11 protein-coding genes are annotated in these 18,930 nt (G+C 59.9%); 8 read left to right on the top strand and 3 right to left on the bottom strand.

Annotation, left to right across the window (positions count from 1 at the left end; genetic code table 11):
• Positions 1 to 202 precede the first annotated feature (202 nt).
• The 6 genes from AC6FTP_RS10110 to AC6FTP_RS10085 all read left to right on the top strand — a co-directional run bounded on the left by AC6FTP_RS10110 (position 203) and on the right by AC6FTP_RS10085 (position 12,283).
• Complete coding sequence (locus AC6FTP_RS10110) at positions 203 to 1,021, top strand: IclR family transcriptional regulator (RefSeq protein ID WP_497206791.1); 819 nt, start codon at positions 203 to 205, stop codon at positions 1,019 to 1,021.
• Entirely contained in the window at positions 1,018 to 4,434 is a 3,417-nt protein-coding gene (locus AC6FTP_RS10105; RefSeq protein WP_497206790.1) for a DUF1592 domain-containing protein, read from the top strand. The genes AC6FTP_RS10110 and AC6FTP_RS10105 overlap by 4 nt, the downstream gene beginning before the upstream one ends.
• On the top strand, positions 4,431 to 5,738 hold the full coding sequence (locus AC6FTP_RS10100; RefSeq protein ID WP_497206789.1) for a DUF1552 domain-containing protein: 1,308 nt from the start codon (positions 4,431 to 4,433) through the stop codon (positions 5,736 to 5,738). Before AC6FTP_RS10105 ends, AC6FTP_RS10100 begins: the two co-directional genes overlap by 4 nt.
• 263 nt (positions 5,739 to 6,001) lie before the next feature.
• A complete protein-coding gene (locus AC6FTP_RS10095) occupies positions 6,002 to 8,347 on the top strand; it encodes a sialidase family protein (RefSeq protein WP_497206788.1) in 2,346 nt (781 codons plus the stop codon).
• A gap of 96 nt (positions 8,348 to 8,443) precedes the next feature.
• The gene (locus AC6FTP_RS10090; protein WP_497206787.1) at positions 8,444 to 9,724 is read left to right on the top strand and encodes a hypothetical protein; all 1,281 of its coding nucleotides are present in this window, start codon (positions 8,444 to 8,446) and stop codon (positions 9,722 to 9,724) included.
• Between the two features lie 33 nt (positions 9,725 to 9,757).
• Entirely contained in the window at positions 9,758 to 12,283 is a 2,526-nt protein-coding gene (locus AC6FTP_RS10085; RefSeq protein ID WP_497206786.1) for a peptidase MA family metallohydrolase, read from the top strand.
• A 1-nt stretch (position 12,284) separates the two neighbouring features.
• Here the strand turns inward: AC6FTP_RS10085 and AC6FTP_RS10080 are convergent, their stop codons facing one another.
• On the bottom strand, positions 12,285 to 12,956 hold the full coding sequence (locus tag AC6FTP_RS10080) for an SDR family oxidoreductase (protein ID WP_497206785.1): 672 nt from the start codon (positions 12,954 to 12,956) through the stop codon (positions 12,285 to 12,287).
• Between the two features lie 4 nt (positions 12,957 to 12,960).
• Positions 12,961 to 14,304 carry an MFS transporter gene (locus tag AC6FTP_RS10075; RefSeq protein WP_497206784.1) on the bottom strand — a complete coding sequence of 448 codons (1,344 nt, stop codon included), beginning with the start codon at positions 14,302 to 14,304 and terminating at the stop codon, positions 12,961 to 12,963.
• A 118-nt stretch (positions 14,305 to 14,422) separates the two neighbouring features.
• On the opposite strand from AC6FTP_RS10075, the gene AC6FTP_RS10070 reads away from it, so the two are divergent.
• Both AC6FTP_RS10070 and AC6FTP_RS10065 read left to right on the top strand, forming a co-directional pair.
• Positions 14,423 to 14,977 (top strand): YqgE/AlgH family protein, encoded by a 555-nt coding sequence (locus AC6FTP_RS10070; RefSeq protein ID WP_497206783.1) that lies wholly within the window; start codon positions 14,423 to 14,425, stop codon positions 14,975 to 14,977.
• Between the two features lie 72 nt (positions 14,978 to 15,049).
• Entirely contained in the window at positions 15,050 to 18,424 is a 3,375-nt protein-coding gene (locus AC6FTP_RS10065; protein ID WP_497206782.1) for a DUF1553 domain-containing protein, read from the top strand.
• Between the two features lie 62 nt (positions 18,425 to 18,486).
• Here the strand turns inward: AC6FTP_RS10065 and AC6FTP_RS10060 are convergent.
• A partial coding sequence (locus tag AC6FTP_RS10060; protein ID WP_497206781.1) for a TlpA family protein disulfide reductase occupies positions 18,487 to 18,930 on the bottom strand: 444 nt, incomplete at its 5' end.

Here is an 18,930-nt window from a genome sequence, read left to right as displayed (position 1 = left end):
AGGTGCATCGCAGCACGCGGCCGCAGCCGATGTGCGCCTGTGAACTGGATACTCTCATGCGCTGAACCAACGCTCTCAGCGTATCGGATTCGCCAGTAAAACATGTCGAAGCTTCATGTGTCCGTCACGTAAGCTGTGATCAGTGAAAGAATTTGGCGCATTTCGTATTTCTATATATGCATTGAAATCGAGATATAGAAAAATGCCGACTTCACGCCCTATCAAACGCAAAATCGTTTCTCCTGTTCGCGATTCAGGATTCAGCACGCCGAGTCTCGACCGTGCGCTTGCCATCATGCAGTCCCTGGGTGGTCAGCGGTCGGGTCTGACGCTCTCAGAGATCGCAGCCAAGGTCGGGCTTTCCGTCAACTTCGTGTATCGCGTCACGCAGTCTCTGGTGGCTCATGGCTACGTGGTGCGAGACGCGGAGAAGCGCTTCAGCATCGGGGCGCAGATGCTGGCGTTGTGCCAGCCGGTGGTGGATGACGTGCCACTGGCGGAGGCGGCGCTGCCCGCGATGCGCTGGCTGAGCGAGCAGACAGGCGAGGCCGCTCACCTGGGCATCATCAGCGGCCACGAGGGCATCGTGCTGGAGCGGGTGATCGGGAGGGCGATGATTAAATTTTATGTGGAGCGCGGCACACGTTTTCCGCTTCATACGAGTGGTCCGGGCAAGGTGATGCTGGCCTTCATGCCGGAGACTGAGCGGGATGCTGTGATCGCCGGGATGAAGTTCGAGCGCTTCCAGCCGTGGACGATTTCCAGCCGGAAGGAGTTTATGAAATGCCTCAACGAGGTGCGCAGCAAAGGCTGGGCGGTGGACGCTGGCGAGCACATGGAGGGGCATCACTGTCTGGGTGCCCCCATTCTCGATGCCGAAGGTCATGCGAGCGCAAGCCTGTGGATCACGGGGCCGAGCCAGCGCCTTTCGGAGGAGCGCATGACAAAGCTGGCACCCTTGGTGAAGAAGGCTGGCGCGATGGTCACGGCAGCGCTCAACCCCTCACTCTCGAAGGCATGAAAATACTCTTTGTTTTCCTCCTCTCGGCGTCTCTTCATGCTGAGGAGCGCTTCCTGCTCGCGGCGGACACTCAAGTCATTGAGATCAATCGTGCCGGTAAGGTCACCGATCTACTGAAGCACCCAGGCCATGGCGGCATCTACGATGCGTGGCGGCTGCCGGATGGCGGCATCGCCTATGCTCACAAAGGCGGCCTGGCGGTGTTTGATGCGGCGAAGAAGCTGGTCATGGAACACAAGGCTCGCGCAGGTGCGATGGGCGCGGAGGCGAACAGCGTGGCGGTGCTGGAAGGTGGGAAGAAGTTCGCGTTGATGGACAGCGGCGTGAGTCAGATCCGCATCGTGGATCGTGGCGGTGCCGTCGTGAGCGAGACGCCGCTGCCCGATCTCAAAGACGATCCGCTGCACTTCCGATATCGCATGATCCGCGAGGTACCGGAGGCGAAGGCGTTCTGGGTCGGGCAATACGGGCGCAAAACGGTGCTGAAGGTGGAAACTGTGACGGGGCGTGTGTTGCAGACGATTCCACTCGATCCGCTGCTGAAGCCATCGCCCACGGTGAAGAAGGCTTTTGCAATGCTGCCAGTCGAGGACGGCTCCTTGTGGGTGTCCACGTCCACCGGTTGTCAGTTGCTTCACCTTGATGCGAGTGGGAAAAGGCTCGGATGCTGGACCATGGAAGACCTCGGGCTGAAGTGCCGCTACCTGCTCGGCATGTCTCGCTTGGCCAATGGCAACGTGCTAATCGCTTGCGGGGATTATCATCTGCAAAAGGCTGACGAGGGCCGTGATTTGCTCGCGGAGATCGACAGCAGTGGAAAGGTCGTGTGGAAGTTCACTCGCGAGCAGTTGGTGGATCAAATCGATGGCACGATCGACAAAGGCAGCAGCCTGGAAGAGATGCGCATTACGAATGTGCAGGTCTTTAACGCGCCAACGTCAAAATCGTCGAAATCGACTGCTGTGAGCAATCTTCCCGCCTTCATCGACAAGCATTGCATCGACTGCCATGACGATACGATGAGCAAAGGCGACTTCGACATCACAGCGCTCGCTTTTCAGCTAGACGATGCCGGAAATCGCGGACGCTGGGCACGTGTGTTTGATCTCGTGGAACGGGGAGAGATGCCGCCGCCGGAAAAGTCGAAGGTGAGCACGGCGGAGCGCCACGCCTTTGCCAAGGAGCTGGAAGCGAAGCTGCTGGCAGCAGCTCAAGCGGAAGTGGCTAGAGCCGGTCGCGGCCCTGTGCGCAGGCTCACGCGTGTGGAGTTTGAAAACAATCTACGCGTGCTGCTGAACCTCCCGGACCTCGATGTGCGGGACAAGCTGCCGGAAGATCGCGACTCGCACGGCTTCACGAAGGTTTCTGACATGCTCGATGTGTCTCGAGTGCAGATGGAGGGCTATCTCGATGCCACGGAGACCGCTTTGCGTACGGCGATGGCCGGCAGCACTCCGCCGCAGAAACCGCTCACACAGCGCTTCACCGGCTTGCAGTTGTTCCCTGGCCTCGACACCTTCGGTGAGCGTGAGGCAATGTTCTTTGCGCGGGACAATCGCATGGTGCCGATCACCAGCACCGAAGTGCAAAAGATGACGCCTGAGCAGCGCAGTGATCCCACCTTGGAGATGGCACTCTTCCGCTCAGCGACGTGGCCCTACTATGGTTATCCGCCGGGCTTTCGTGCGAAGGCCGGCGGAGCATATCGCGTGCGGTTCAAAGGACGTGCCGTGCGGCAGGTGCGGGACTTTCGCCTCGTGCCGGCGTATGAACCCGTCGCGATGAGCTTCCGCGCACGGCAGCCTTCAGGGCCGGACGTCTCCGGCGATGTGCGCGAGACGGGCGGCTGGATCGATTTGCAGCCGGAGGCACGCGAGTTTGAGACGACGATCCATCTCAAAGCTGGCGAGACCTTTGAATACAGTCCGCTCGGCCTGCCTGTGCCGTTCATCCGCACCGATGGCGGCTTCTTTTATGATTATCCGCCGATGCCGCCGGAGGGTCATCGCGGCGTGGCGATCCAATGGCTCGAAGTCACGGGGCCGCTCGTCGATGCACAATGGCCGCCGACATCGCATCGCACATTGTTTGATGATGTCTCGCCTGCGAAAGGCACAGCCCCCGATGCGGAGCGGTTGTTTCGCCGCTTCGCCGCCCTCGCTGCCTTGCGGCCGATGAGCGAACAGGCGCATGAACCTTTCCTGAAACTCATTCGTGCCAAGCTCGCCAAAGGCGTGCCATTTGCGGACGCCATGCTGGCGGGCTATCAGGGGCTGCTGTGCTCCTCGCACTGTCTTTATCTCACCGAGCCGCGTGGAGAATCGGACGACGTTCACGTCGCCATTGCGGCCCGGCTCTCGCACCTCTTCTGGAATCAAAGGCCCGATGATGAACTTATGCGGCTCGCTCGGACATCGCGACTGCGCGATGCGGCCACGCTCGCAGCCCAAACAGACCGTCTCATCGCCGATCCGCGCTTCGAGCAGTTCGTGCACATGTTTGCCAATGAATGGCTCGATCTCCGCAAGCTGCGCCGCGACATCCCGGATGAGCGTTTGTATCCCGAGTATCGCAAGGACGACTACCTCGTCGATTCGATGGCGCATGAGACACAGGCATTCCTCATGGCAATGGTTCGTGAGAACCTGCCCGTCACCACGCTGGTCACGGCTGACTTCACCTTCGTCAATGATCGCCTCGCGCGGCACTATGATCTGCCGCGTGTTTCCGGCTCCTCCATGCAGCGTGTGTCCTTGCCGAAAGGCAGCCCCTTCGGAGGTCTCATCACGCAAGCCGCCCTCATGAAGCACACGGCGAACGGCACCACCACCTCGCCCGTGCTGCGCGGCGTGTGGATCATGGAAAAGCTGCTCGGCCAGCCGCCGCCACCGCCGCCAAAAAGTGTGCCCGCCGTCGAGCCGGACATCCGTGGGGCGACTACGATCCGCGATCTGCTCGCCAAACACACCGAATCGAAGAGCTGTGCCGGTTGTCATGCCAAGTTCGATCCGGTGGGCTTCGCCTTGGAGAACTTCGATGTCATGGGCGCCTGGCGGGATCGCTATCGCGGCATGGAGAAAGGGGAGAAAGTCACCGGCTTCGATCCCGCCGGTCATCCCTACACTTACTTCGTCGGCCCCGCCGTCGATGCCTCTGGCAAGCTGCCCGGCGGCGATTCCTTTCGCGACATCCATGACGTCAAACGCCAGCTCGCCGCCAACCCACGCCAGCTCGCCAAAAACCTCCTCGAACACCTCGTGCTGCATGCCACCGGCACGCCTGTAGGTTTCGCGGATCGCACAGAAATCGAAGCCATGCTCGATGCGTGTGCCGCGAGTGGCTACCATGTCCGTGATCTCATGCACGCGCTGGTGGGGAGCGGAATTTTCCTTGGAACAAAGTCCATCCCATGAACACACCTTACATTGCAGCACCTATCCCGCGTCGTCGCTTCCTCCACGGCATCGGCGTTACTCTCGGACTTCCGATGCTCGAGTGCATGACGCCGGTCTTTGCCCGTGCCGCAGGATCGAGGCCGCCCAAGCGGATGCTTCTGATCTCCAACAACCTCGGCGTGCTGCCGCAGCACTTCTTCCCGAAGGTCAAAGGTCCAGGTTACACGCTGTCGCCATACTTGAAGGAACTCGCCGCTTTCAAAAACGACTTCACCGTCTTCAGCGGCCTTTCGCATCCCGCCGTCACGGGCGGGCACAGCACCGAAAACTGCTTTCTCACCGCCGCGCCCGACCCGACTCGCAGCGGCTTCCGCAACAGCATCTCGCTCGACCAGGCAGCCGCCGATGCCCTGGGCCAGCAGACGCGATTCCCCACGCTGAATCTCGGCGTGAACATCGACAAAGCCAACCGCAGCCTCTCCTGGACACGCGACGGCGTGCTGCTGCCCGCCGAGGACAGCCCGGCGGCCTTGTTTCGCAAAATGTTCCTCCAGGGTGATGCCAGGCAGACCGCGCTCTCCCTCAAACGCCTCCAGGATCGTGGCAGCGTGCTCGATGTGCTCAGCGAGGACATGCGTGGCTTTCAACGTGGCCTTGGCAACTCGGACCGCTCGCGCCTGGACCAGTATCTCACTTCCATTCGGGAACTGGAGCTGCGACTCGCCATCTCCGGCGAATGGGAGCAAAAACCAAAGCCCGCTACCAAGACACCAGAGCCCAAGGACATCCCTGACAAAGCGAAATTCTTCCCAAAGATCCAGCTCATGCTCGACATGGCGCGGCTCGCCTTTGAGTCCGACTCCACGCGCATCATCACGCTCATGGTGGATGGTTTTGCCACGCCTGTCTTTGAGATCGACGACCATCAGCGCACACGCGACGGCTATCACAATCTAAGTCACCACGGTCAGTCGAAGGAAAAGCTCGCCGAACTCGAAAAGGTCGATCTCCAGCAAATGCGCCACCTGCGCGAACTCCTCGCCGCACTCGCCGCCACTCCCACTGGCGAGGATGCCCGCCTGCTCGACCAAACCATGGTCCTCTATGGCAGCAACCTCGGCGATGCCAACATCCACAACTGCACCAATCTCCCCGTCCTCCTTGCAGGTGGCGGTTTCAAACACGGCCAGCACCTCGCCTTCGACGCCGTGCAAAACAAGCCGCTCTGCAATCTCTTCGTCTCCATGCTGCAAAACTTGGGCGTCGAGACGGAGGCGTTTGGTAGCAGCACCGGCACCATTTCCGAGATCGAGTCAGTATAACCAGCCTGTGCGTGCTGTGAATCAGACCATCAAAGCACATGCCACCGCAGACGATCCTACGACGATGATGGAGCCGTTGTCCGCGCCGGTGACCAACGAGGCTATGGACGAAGAATACGCGGTGGGACTTCGATACGGTCGAATGCCAGCCTCAATAGCCTCATGACGACATGGTCAGAGTATGAGTGAGTTAACATAACACGATGAATTTCCCTGCGGCGTCGTGAATCCTCGTTCTGCCTCCGTTCATTACGGACTCAACCATGAAACACACGCTCCTGATCCTCTCCCTGTTTGTGCTGCCAGCCCCCGCGCAGGACAAAGCGTTGCTCGATCTCGCATTGGAGCCGCCAGTCATTAATACCACGCCTGGGCCTGCGTATGATGACCAAGTGCGGCCTGGAAACATGATCATCGGCATCGACCGCACGCCGAAAGGTCGCCTCTGGGCCGCGTGGGTGGGGAATGGCGACTCGCCGAATGGATTCTTCATGCTGGCGACGAGTGATGATGATGGAAAGTCGTGGTCGAAGCCGCGTGTGGTGATTGACCCGCAGGATGGCGAGCTCAACGGCGTGCGCTATGAGCGACGTGCTCTCGTTGGAAATCTTTGGACCGATCCGCTGGGCCGCTTGTGGTGCTTCTTTGATCAAAGCATCGGCTACTTCGACGGTCGCTGCGGTGACTGGTATATCCGCTGCGATGATCCTGATGCGGCTGAGCCAAAGTGGTCCGCTCCTGTGCGTTTCGCCGATGGCTGCACGCTGAACAAGCCCACCGTGCTCAGCAATGGCGACTGGCTGCTGCCGGTGGCGCTCTGGACCCGTGATCGCATGGGCGGTCCCGGCGTGGATAAAGAAGCTCACAAGGACCTCGATGTGATCCGCATGGCGAATGTCTTCGCCTCGACCGACCAAGGCAAAACATGGACACGCCGCAGCGGCGTGGCATTCCCGCGCACAGACTTTGACGAGCACATGATCGTCGAGCGCAAAGACGGCAGCCTGTGGATGCTCGCGCGCACGAAGGACGGCATCAGCGAGAGCGTTTCCACCGACAAAGGGATGACATGGAGCGAGCCGCAGCCGAGCACGATTCAGAATCCCAGCGCCCGCTTCTTCATTCGCCGTCTTGCTTCGGGAAAACTCATCCTCGTGAAGAATGGGCCGATCAATGTGAGGCTTCCGAACCGCACGAACTTGAAAGCCTTCCTCTCCGATGATGACGGCAAGACCTGGGGCAAAGGCCTGCTCATTGATGATCGCGCGTCGGTCTCGTATCCAGACGGCTTTCAGGCTCCGAACGGCGACATCCACATCCTCTATGATTGGAACCGCCACACGGATGCGGAGATCCTGCACACCAAGTTCACCGAAGCTGACTTTGCTCCACGCAAACCCGCACCACCTGCTCCGATGGATCATGCCAAACCAGTCGCCACCAACGCAGCCCCGGCCTGGATACCGAAGAAGACCGTCGTGAATAAAGCTCACGCACCCCATTTGCCGAAGTCGATCAGGCCTGATCCCAAGTGGACCGCCCAGGCTGCCGAGGACGCCAAGCAGGATTTCAAGAGCATCCCGTATGACGGCATCACGCCGAATAAAATGGTCTGCGACACAACGCTGCGTGAGTTGCCGGACGGCTCGTGGATTCTCTTCATCCTCGCCGGTGGAGACACTGAACCTTCGCCGCTGAACTACACTGGCGTGACGCGCAGTACTGACATGGGCAAAACCTGGACGCCGCTGGCACCCTTCGATGTCGGCTTCCCGCGCGAGGGAAAAACCATCGGGCAGGGCCCGACGGAGCTCATGATCATCGGCCAGCGCTGCACGCTCTTCTTCTCCACCCACTCCAAGCACTGGGCCAACGACTGGCGCTCGTGGTATCTCACCAGCGACGACTCCTTCAAGACTTGGAGCAAGCCGATGGAAGTGCCCGGTCGCCTCAAAGAGCGCACGTTCATCCGCAAGCACATCGTCTGCAAAGACGGCCGTCTCATGATTCCGTTCCAGCATTACATCGGCCCCGATGATGAGCAGTACAAGGCACCGCTCGACCGTGCCTTCACCAATCCACGCAATGGCGTCCTCATCAGCAGCGATGGTGGCAAAACCTGGAGTGAGCACGGCAACATCCGCCTCACGCCGAACAGCCGCTACTTCGGCTGGGCGGAAAACGATCTCTTCGAGCATCCCGATGGTCGCATCACCATGGTCATCCGCGCCGACGGCCTCGGCGGCCTGCTTTACAAAGCCGTGTCCAAGGATGGTGGTAAGACCTGGCCCGAGTTTGCCAGCGTCACGGACATCCCCAACCCCGGCAGCAAGACCACGCTTTACAACCTCGGTGGAGATCGTGTGGCCATCCTGCACAATCCCAACAGCAAGCATCGCAGCCCCATGGCACTGTGGATTAGCTTCGACGGCATGAAGACCTGGCCCTATCAACGCGTCCTCCAGCAGGAGTCCGTTGATGGACCGAAAGGCCGCATGAACTACCCCGACGGCTTCGTCAGCAAAGATGGCCAATGGCTGCACTTCGCCTTCGATGACAATCGCCACCGCGCCGTGCATTACAGTGCGAAGCTGCCGCCGCTGGAGTAGGGGATTCATGCCAAGAGAGATTGGTTCACAATACTGGCGTAGCTCACAGCAATCGGCGGGCAATAGCCAGAGCGCCAACCCCGTATTGTCAGAACCATGAAATTCCTTTGCCTGCTCCCGCTGCTCGTGCTGCCCGTCTTGGTGCAGGCGGAGGACGAGTATGAGCAGGCACCGATCCGCTATTCGGAGACCCAGCCGCGTGATGCCGCCCAGGCGCTGGAGAAAATGCTGCTCGCGGGCAAGGTGAAGATCGACCGCACGGATGCCTGGAGTGTGCTGCGCGGTGTGCTGAAGTGCTTTGGCATCCCTGAGGAGTCACAGGTCATGGTCTTCTCCAAGACGAGCAAGCAGAACGACCGCATCAGTCCGCAGACACCGCGCGTGATCTATTTTTCCGATGACGCCTACGTTGGCTATTCCGTCGGCGGCTCAATCGAAGTCTCCACCATCGATCCGAAACTCGGCCCCATCTTTTATCTGCTCGATCCCGAGGTGGAGTCCTCGAAGCCGCTGCATTTCGAGCGTGATCAGAGCTGCCTGAGCTGCCATGGCGGGCCTTTCACGCCGGAAGTTCCCGGCGTCATCGTGCGCTCCGTTTTTCCTGGGCCAGAAGGCCACCCGATCATGAGCCAGGGCAGCACGGTGGTGGATACGACGACGCCTTTCTCTGACCGCTGGGGTGGCTGGTATGTCACTGGTAAACACGGCAGCCAGCTTCATCGCGGCAATGTCACGGCCACTGAAAAGCCAGACAACAGCTGCGACATGCCCATCGAAAAAGGGGCGAACATTGCGGACCTCACGAGCTTCTTCGATACCTCCCCTTACAAGCGCAAGAAGAGCGACATCGTGGCCCTCATGGTGCTGGAGCATCAGACCTCTGTGCAGAATGTGCTGACGAAAGCGAATCACACCGCCATGCGAGCCATGCACATGCAGACCAGCCTTCAAAAAGAACTCGGTGAGCCGGTGCAGCATGAGCCCGTCGGCACGGCACGTCGTATCATTGATCACATGGCCGAGGACGTGATCGAGGCGCTGCTTTTCAAAGACGAGGCCGCTTTGCCTGAAGGTGGCATCGAGGGCGAGGAAGACTTCCAGACAGCCTTCACGGCCAGGGCTCCCAAGTCGGCGGAAGGACGCTCGCTGAAGGACTTCCAGCTTCACACGCGGCTCTTTAAGCACCGCTGCAGTTTCATGATTCACTCGCTGACCTTCCGCCATCTCTCGCCGCCTTTGAAGTCCACGGTCGTCAAGATGCTGAACGATGTGCTGTCGGGAAAAGATACGAGCGGCACCTTTGACTATCTCGGCGAATCTGAGCGTAATCACATCCTCGCCATCCTTCAGGACACGGGCGTGCTGCCAAAGGCTTGAGAAAAGCCACCGTCGGGCGCGTTCTTTGCTGTCATGCGACGCGCCTTGCTCCTCCTCACGATTTGTTCTGCTCTACACGGCCAGGATTTGGAGAAAATCTTTGAAGAGGACAACCTGGAGCCCATGCGCCGTGTGCTGGCTGCGGGGCGCTACGACGACGTCGCCATGATCTGCGAACGCGCCATCCGTCAGGGCTTCAAATCGCCTGACTGGCGGATTATGCGCATACAGGCGCTCATGAATCTGGGGCGCGAGGTCGAGGCTCGGGATGAGGTGCAGCTCGCGGTAAAGACCTTCCCCGGTCATCTCGAACTCCTTATGCTCCAGCATGACAATGCACGGCGTATCGGGCGGAAGGACATCGCCGATGAAGCGCTCAAGGCGGTGAACGATGCGGCGCGTGCGCAGCAGCCGAAAGATCGCAAGGCTGCCGAATGGGTGGCGCTGGGGCAGGCGGCGCTCGCGCTCGGAGCGGATGCGAAGAAGGTCATCCAGCAATACTTCCAGGTGGCGCAAAAGAAGGACGCGAAGTTTGAGCCTGCCTACCTCGCCGAGGGGCATCTGGCTTTGTCGAAAGACGATGCGGCTCGTGCTGCCGATGTCTTCCGCGCGGGATTGAAAGCCTGTGGTGAGACGGCGGAGCTGCGAGTCGGTCTCGCGCTGGCCTTTGCGAATGGCGACCGCGAAAAGTCGCTGGAGAGCCTCAAACGCGCGCTCGAGCTGAACCCGGTTCACTCGGTGGCTTTGCTGAATCAGGCGGAGTCGATGATCGGCGCGGAGAAGTTTCTCGATGCCGCCGGGCTCGTGCAGAAGGTGCTCGAATACCGCGACAACTGCCCTGAAGCCTGGGCGCTGCTCGCTGCCATCACGCATCTGAGCGCGGCGGACGCGAAGAAGTTCGAGTCGGCGCGTGAGAATGGTTTGAAGCGCTGGGATAAGAATCCCGAAGTCGATCACACCATCGGGCGTGTGCTGTCACGAGCTTATCGTTTTGCCGAAGGCTCGAAGCATCAGCGGAAGGCGTTGGAGTTCGATCCCAACTACCTTCCTGCCAAGGTCGCATTGACGCATGATCTGCTGCGGCTTGGTGAAGAAGACGAGGCTTGGAAGATCGCTGCCGAGATCCGTGAAAAGGATGGCTACAACGTGCAGGCGCATAACATCGGCCTGCTGGAGAAGGAGATGGCGGGTTTTACCACGCAGAGCTTTGACGACTTCATCCTCAAGATGCCGAAGCGCGACTGGCCCATCTATGGCGAAGAAGCGCTCGCCTTGCTGCGCGAGGCAAAGACGGTGCTCACCGCGAAGTATGGGCTCGATTTGAAGCGGCCCGTGATGGTCGAGTTCTTCGGGCAGCAGCAGGACTTCGCCATCCGCACTTTTGGCAGTCTCGGTGGGCAGGGCTTGCTCGGCGTCTGCTTCGGCACCGTCATCACCATGAACAGTCCCGGCGGACTCGCTCATGGGCGGAACAACTGGCAGGGCACGCTCTGGCATGAGTTCTGTCATGTCGTCACGCTCACGCTGACGCAAAACAAGATGCCGCGCTGGCTGAGCGAGGGCATCAGCGTCCACGAGGAAAGCCAGCGCAATCCCATCTGGGGCATGCCCATGGACGCCACCTTCCGCCGTATGATCCTCGATGAAAAAGCCGCAAAGCCCATCAGCCAACTCAGCAGCGCCTTCCTGAATGCCGAGAGCGATGACCACCTCATGTTCGCCTACTACCAGAGCAGCCAGGTCGTTGGCTATCTGCTGGAGAAATTCGGCACGGAAAAGTTCCAGGCCATCCTGCGTGATCTCGCCAGCGGGAAACGCATCAATGATGCCATCGCCGATAACACGGAGCCGCTGGAGAAGCTGGAGCCCGCCTTTGAAAAGCACCTCCAAGCCAAGGCGGTGGCCTTCGGTGAAAAGGCTGACTGGAAGAAGCCCGAGCCCGAGGACGTGAACCCGCTCGATCCCGAATCGCTCGCGGAGTTCACGAAGAAACATCCCGACAGCTTGTGGGCGATTCATCGGCAGATCGACACGCTCATCGAGCAGGAGAAATGGGCCGACGTGCTGCCGCTTGCCGAGCGTTTGATCACGCTCGTGCCGGAAGACTTCAGCGACGAAGGCGGCTATCAGATCAAGGCGTCAACGCTGCGAGAACTGAAGCGCGACGACGAAGAGATCGCCGTGCTGCGGCAGATCGCCGAGCACGAGACGAGTGCCATGCCGATCTTTCTTCGCCTCATCGAGCTGGATCAAAAGAAGCAGGACTGGCCCCAGGTGCGCGCCAATGCCGAGCGTGCCATTGCCTTGAATCCCTTCCTCCGCACACCGCAGCAGGCCATGGCTGATGCTGCGGATGCTCTTGGTGAAAAGGACCGATCCATCGCCGCCTACCGCCGCGTCCTCATCCTCGATCCCGATGGCGCGGCGATGACGCATTTCCGTCTCGCGAAACTGCTGCGCGAAACCGATGCGCCTCAGGCGAAGAAGCATCTTTTGGACTGCCTCGCCCTCGCCCCACGTTTTCGCGATGGACTGGCGATGCTGCGGGAGTGGCCGTGAGTCAGGTCCAGCGTGAGATGCGGCTGTCGAGTTGGAAGACCTGACCGCTGATGTTCTCCATTGTGTGAAGGAAGGCGATGAAGCGTGCGGCTTCCGCAGGTGTGTTCAGCCGACCCAAGGTGTGAACGGCGAGCACGCTTTGGCGCTGCGTTTCATCAGCAAGGAGATGCTGAGTCATCTTCGTGTCGAGAAAGCCGGGCAGCACGCAGTTTGCCCGGATGCCGCGCTGGCCATACTCAGCGGCGATGGATTGTGTGAGAGCGATGATTCCCGCTTTGGCTGCGGCGTAGTTTGCCTGACCGGCGGGACCGCTAAGGGCGCTGTAAGAGCCGATGTGGATGATGTGCCCCGCACGCTGCTTCACCATGAGTTTCAATGCAGCCTGGGAGCAGAGAAACGCTCCCTTTAAATGCACGTCGAGCACGTCGGAGAACTCGGATTCCGTCATCTTGAGCATCAAAGCATCCCGCGTGATGCCAGCATTGTGGATCAGCAGATCAAGTCGCCCGAGAGCACCGATCACGCGCTGCACCTGGGTTTTGTCCGTGACATCCATCTCTTCATGCGAAGGCGCATGGACGTGCCAGCCATGGCTTTCCAGCTCGGCGCGGATGGCGCAGGCGAGTGTGCCCGCGCCGCCGGTGATCAAGGCGACTGGCTGCAGTGTGGGCATGAGGTCAGGATGACTTCGCGGGCGCGCGGATTCCGAGACCGAGGAAGAAGACGATGCACGCGGCAATGGTCATCGAGGCAGCTAGGAAGTAGAAGCCATTGGCATACGATCCGGTGGTGTCTTTGATCCAGCCGATCATCCACGGGCCGGTGGCTCCACCAAGATTGCCGACGGAGTTGATGAGCCCGATGCTGCCCGCTGCTGCGGCCTCGGCGAGGAAGAGGCTGGGCAGTGACCAGAAGGCAGGCATGTACGTTTTAAATCCGGCAAAGGCGACCATGAGGCAGACCATGGTCAGTGCGAGATTTCCTTTGGTTAGCGGTGCGCAGAGCATGGCCAGCGCGCCGATGGCGATGGGCACGCAGGCATGGAGCCGACGCTCCTGAAAGCGATCCGAGCTCCAGCCGCCAAAGAGCTGCCCGCACAGCGCCAGCAGCGGTGGCAAAACGATGAGCCAGGTGAATTGATCACGGCTGAGGGCATACCAGTCCTTGATCACGCTCGGCATGAAAAGCTCCATGCTGTGGCTGCATGTGGTGATGAAAAAGTAGGCGGCGCAGAGCAGCAGCACTTTCGGGTGTTTGAAGGCTTCGAACACCGTCATGCGCTTGCCGCGTGTCTTGATCTGCCGCTCGCGCTCCAGCTCGGACTCCAGCGCCTCGCTCTCCTCCGGCGTGAGCCATTTCGCCTGACGCGGCCTGTCGGTGAGCAGCCAGAGCACACCCACGCCTAGCACGATGGCGGGGATGGCCCAGAAGATGTAAACCCACTGCCAGCCCACGAGTCCGAGTAACGGCGGATGCACGAGAGTTTCGCCATTTTTCAGCACCTCCGTGGTGCCAAACTTCAGCAGCCAGCTCGAGATCGGGCTCAGCATTTGGGCAAAGGGTGTGGCAATGAGGAAGTAGGACAGCGCCTTTGCACGATCGCGAGCGGTGAACCAATGCGTGAGGTAGATGATCACGCCAGGGAAGAAGCCCGCTTCGGCCAGACCAAGCAGGAAACGCACGGTGTAAAACTCCTTCGGCGTCGTGACAAAGGCCGTCAGCGCGGCCATGAGCCCCCAGCTCACCATGATGCGGCAGATCCACTTTCGTGCGCTCCAGCGCTCCACCATCAGAGAGCCTGGAATCTCCAAGAGGAAGTAGCCGATGAAGAAAAGCGTGCTGCCAAAGCCGATGACGGCCTCTGTGAAGGCTGGCATGTCTTTCACCATTGTCAGCTTTGCCACGGCCACATTCACCCGGTCCACATAGGCGATCATGTAACTCACAAAGAGCACGGGCAGCAGGCGGAAGAAGGCTTTGCGTCGGGCGCGGTCGAGCGGGGAAGGTGTTTCAGCGGGCATGGTGGGAGCGGCGATGCTAGCCACCTTCATCCCGAACACCAGACAAAAGCCGCGCCTGAAAAAGCAGTGCGAATCAACGCAGGCTGCTGTATTGGAGTCACAACAGTCATCCTCTGCCATGCCCGCCCCCGCTGACTCATCTTCACTCACCGGCAATCTGCTTCTCGCGGTGCCCTCGATGCGTGATCCCAATTTCTCCCGCACTGTCATTTTCATGGCGGCGCATACTCCGAAGGAAGGCGCCTTTGGCTATGTGCTGAACCGCCCTTTGGAGCAGCGCGTGGCGGATCTTTTGCCGGATCAGACCCTGGGTGCGCTGGGGCAGGTGCCTGTTTTTATCGGTGGGCCGGTCGCGACGGACAAGCTGGCCTTTGCCTCGCTGCACTGGAATCGCAAGCAGGGCACACTGCGCTGCCAGACTCACCTCTCCGTCACCGATGCGCTGCACGAGCTGAGCATGGGACATGATGTGCGCGGGTTTGTCGGCTACTCCGGCTGGGCGGAAGGACAGATCGAAAAGGAGATCAAGCACCGCTCATGGATCGTGACGGAGTCACGGAAAACTATCCTAACGGCCAAACCAGCCGCCCAGATGTGGAAGGCTGTGCTGGAAGAGATGGGGCCAGTTTATCAGCTCATGGCGCACACGCCGGACAAGGTGGAGCTCAATTAAGACCTCTGTTTGTCCTATGCTGTTTCACGGTGAGGAAGCGCGCCCCAGTGGCGTATAGGTTGATCGTTCCTCATGCGCTCCTTCCTTGCCATCGCCCTCTGTCTGCCCGTCGCTGCCAACGCCGTCGATTTCTCGCGCGAGATCCGGCCCATCCTGTCGGAGAACTGCTTCTTCTGCCATGGGCCGGATGAAAAGAAACGCGAGGCTGGGTTGCGGCTCGATGACGAAGCTTCGGCCAAAAAAGACAACGATGGTGTGATCGCCGTGATTCCGGGGAACTCGGAGAAGAGTGCGCTCATCCAGCGCATCCTCTCTGCCGATCCTGATGAAGTCATGCCGCCGCCGAAGCAGCACAAGACCATCCCGACAGCGCAGGTGGCGCTGCTCAAAGAGTGGATCAAGCAGGGTGCGACCTGGGGGAAGCATTGGAGCTATGAGGTGGTGAAAAGGTCTGAAGTGCCGAGTGATCAGTCGGCGGGACTGACTGAGATTGATCGTTTCCTGGCTCAACGACTGGCGAAGGAGAAGCTCAAGTTCTCGGGGGAAGCAGATGCCATCACATTGGTCCGGCGTGTGGCGCTGGATTTGACGGGCTTGCCTCCGACGCTGGAGGAACTGGAGCGCCTGACGAAGAAGCCTTATGAAAGCGTGGTCGATCATTACCTCGCCAAACCCAGCTTCGGCGAACACTGGGCGGCTCAATGGCTGGACCTCGCACGATATGCGGATAGCTCGGGGTATCCGAGTGATCAGCCACGCGAGATCTGGTCGTATCGCGACTGGGTGATCCGTGCGCTGAATGCGAACATGCGCTTTGATCAGTTCACCATCGAGCAGCTTGCGGGTGATCTGCTGCCGAATCCCACGGACGATCAGATGATCGCCACTGCATTTCACCGAAACACGATGACGCAAAACGAAGGCGGCACGAGTGATGAAGAGTTTCGCAATGCGGCGGTGATCGACCGCGTGAACACGACCTTTGCCGTGTGGATGGGAACCACGATGGCCTGCGCGCAGTGCCACACACACAAGTATGACCCGCTCACGATCAACGAGTTCTTCCAGTTCTATGCCTTCCTGAATCAAAGTGCCGATGCGGACAAGAAAGATGAGTCGCCGCTGCACGAGTTTTACACGCCAGAGCTGAAGCGTCAGAAAATGCAGATGGAGACAGACATCGCCGCGTTGGAGTCGCGCTTTGCCAAACCGGAGGCGAAGTGGCTCACGGGGCTCGGCGATTGGGAAAAGCAGTTCAGCCAGGAACTGGCCTGGAAGGCTGAAGCGCCGACGAAAGTCACGACGCAGAGCCAGCAGAAGGTCAGCATCGCCGCCGATGGCGCAATCTCTGTGCCTGAGAGGCGTGACGTGGACAGCTACACCGTTGAGCTTCCTTTGAAGACAGCGAAACTTACGGCGCTAAGGCTCGAAACACCTGCCCAGGGCAATTTTGTCATCACAAGCGTGAAGGCGCAGATCATCCCGCCCGCTAGTCTGCCTGCTCCGAAGGCGCGTTTTGTGCGGGTAGAGTTGCCGGGGAAAGACAAGATGCTGCAACTCGCCGAGGTGCAGGTTTTTAACGGCAAGGAAAACGTGGCGGTGAAGCGCCCCGCGAAGCAAAGCAGCCTCTACACGGATGCCGCCGCGAGCCGCGCGGTCGATGGCAACACGGATGGGATTTATGCGAAGGGCAGCGTGGCGCACACGAGTGGTCAGGACAGCGATCCCTGGTGGGAAGTGGAACTCGCGGGCGATCTGCCAGTGGAGCGCGTCGTGGTCTGGAACCGCACGGATGGCGCTGTGGGCAAGCGGCTCGATGGCTTCCGCGTCGTGCTGCTGGATGCGAAACGTCAGACGGTGTGGAAGAGCGAGGCGACGTCTGCGCCGGAGAAAGACAAGGCTTTCACCATCGGCGGTCCGACGAGCGTGACCTTCGCCACGGCGATGGCTGATCATGAGCAGAGTGGTTTCACCGCAGCGTCCGTGCTTTTGCCGAAGGACAAGACGAACCAAGGCTGGGCCATCGCGCCGCAGACTGACAAGGCACATACCCTCACGCTGCTCAGCGCATCGCCGATTCTGGTGCCGGCGGGTTCGCGGCTGAGTGTCACGCTGGAGCAAAAGTCGGCGCACAAGCAGCATGTGCTCAGCCGCTTCCGACTGCTGACGACGGAGGATGCACGTGTACAAACGGTCACTGCTTTGCCAGCCAACGTGCTCGCTGCCATCACCACGGAGAAACGCACGCCGGTGCAGCAGCAGGCGATCACGGATCATTATGTCCGCACGGTGGCAAAGGAAGCCAAGCCCGAGCGCCAGCAACTCGCTGCATTAAAGAAGCAGCTTGCCGCGATGAAGCCGGTCACGGTGCCAGTCATGAAGGACCTCGACCCGAAGATGAGACGTGCCACGAAGGTGCAACTGCGCGGAAACTGGCAGGCGCTGGGCGATGAAGTGAGCGAAGGCACACCGGCGGCACTGCATCCGCTGCCAGCCAATGAACCTCGCAACCGCCTCACCATGGCAAAGTGGGTGGTGAGCCGGGACAACCCGCTCACGGCCCGCGTACAGGTGAATCGTTTGTGGGAGACGCTCTTCGGCGTCGGCATCGTGCGCACGAGCGAGGAGTTCGGGAGCCAGGGCGATCTGCCTTTCCATCCTGAACTGCTCGACTGGCTCGCGGCTGAGTTCATGGACAGCGGCTGGGATGTGAAGCACATGATCAAGCTCATGGTGATGACGAAAGCGTATCGCCAGACTTCCATCACGCCGCCTGAACTTGCTGAGCGTGATCCTGACAATCGGATGCTGGCTCGTGGTCCGCGCTTCCGCCCCACGGGCGAGATGCTGCGTGATCAGGCGCTGGCGGTGAGCGGACTGCTGAGTGATAAAATGTACGGTCCTGGCGTGCGGCCCATCGCTCCGAATATGGGACTGAGCACCGCCTTTGGCCGCAGCAATGACTGGACCACCAGCGAGGGGGAGGACAAGCACCGCCGCAGCCTTTACACGGAAGTTCGTCGCAACAGCCCGTATCCAAGCTTCGCCACGTTTGATGCCGGGAATCGCGAGGTCTGCATGATTCGCCGTGGCCGGACGAACACGCCGCTACAGGCCTTTGTGACGCTGAACGATCCCGTTTTCATCGAGACGCATCAGGCCATGGCACGTCGAGTGAGCAGGGAGGCAGCAGACACCACTGCGCGCTTGAAGCTCATGTTCAAACTCTGCGTTTCTCGCGAACCAAGTGCCAAGGAGATCGCTGCATTGATGCGGCTGCACGATGAAAGCCTCGCTAGCTTCCAGCAGGACAAGGAGGGTGCGGCGAAGATGGCGAACGATCCCATCGGCCCTGCACCCAAAGCCGCCAACATCGCCGAACTCGCCGCCTGGACCACGGTGGCGAATGTGGTGATGAATCTGGATGAGTTCCTGATGCGCCGGTAAAAAGAAAACCGGAGACGATGGTCTCCGGCTTTCGGGTTTGAAGGCTGTACAGATGGAAGGTCTTATTTTAGGAGATTGGCCACTTTCTCCTCTAGTCCTCCGCGAGCGGCGGTGTCAACGACCATGCCTTTTTGATCGATGAGCCACATGGCTGGGATGGAATGGATGTCGTACGTGGTGGCGATCTCGTTTTTCCAGCCTTTGCCATCGAAGAACTGTGGCCACTCCATGCCTTTGTCCTTCACGAAGGATTCGAGCTTCTCTTTGTCGGAGTCGAGTGAGATGCCGACGATCTCGAAGCCTTTCGGGTGCAGTTCTTTGTAGGCTTTGATTACGTTCGGCAGCTCCTGCACACAGGGGCCGCACCAGGTGGCCCAGAAGTCGATGAGGACGACTTTGCCGCGCATCTTCGCCAGATCGACTTCACGGCCATCGACGGCGGTGAATTTCATCTCGAGCGGCTTGGATTTGAGCTCGGCGGCGGCTTTGAGGCTTTTGAGCACTTT

The organism is Prosthecobacter sp. (genome assembly GCF_044378005.1).
Taxonomy (GTDB): domain Bacteria; phylum Verrucomicrobiota; class Verrucomicrobiia; order Verrucomicrobiales; family Verrucomicrobiaceae; genus Prosthecobacter.
The sequence above is the reverse complement of the archived record's forward strand: the minus strand, read 5'-3'. Positions and strand labels throughout refer to the sequence as shown.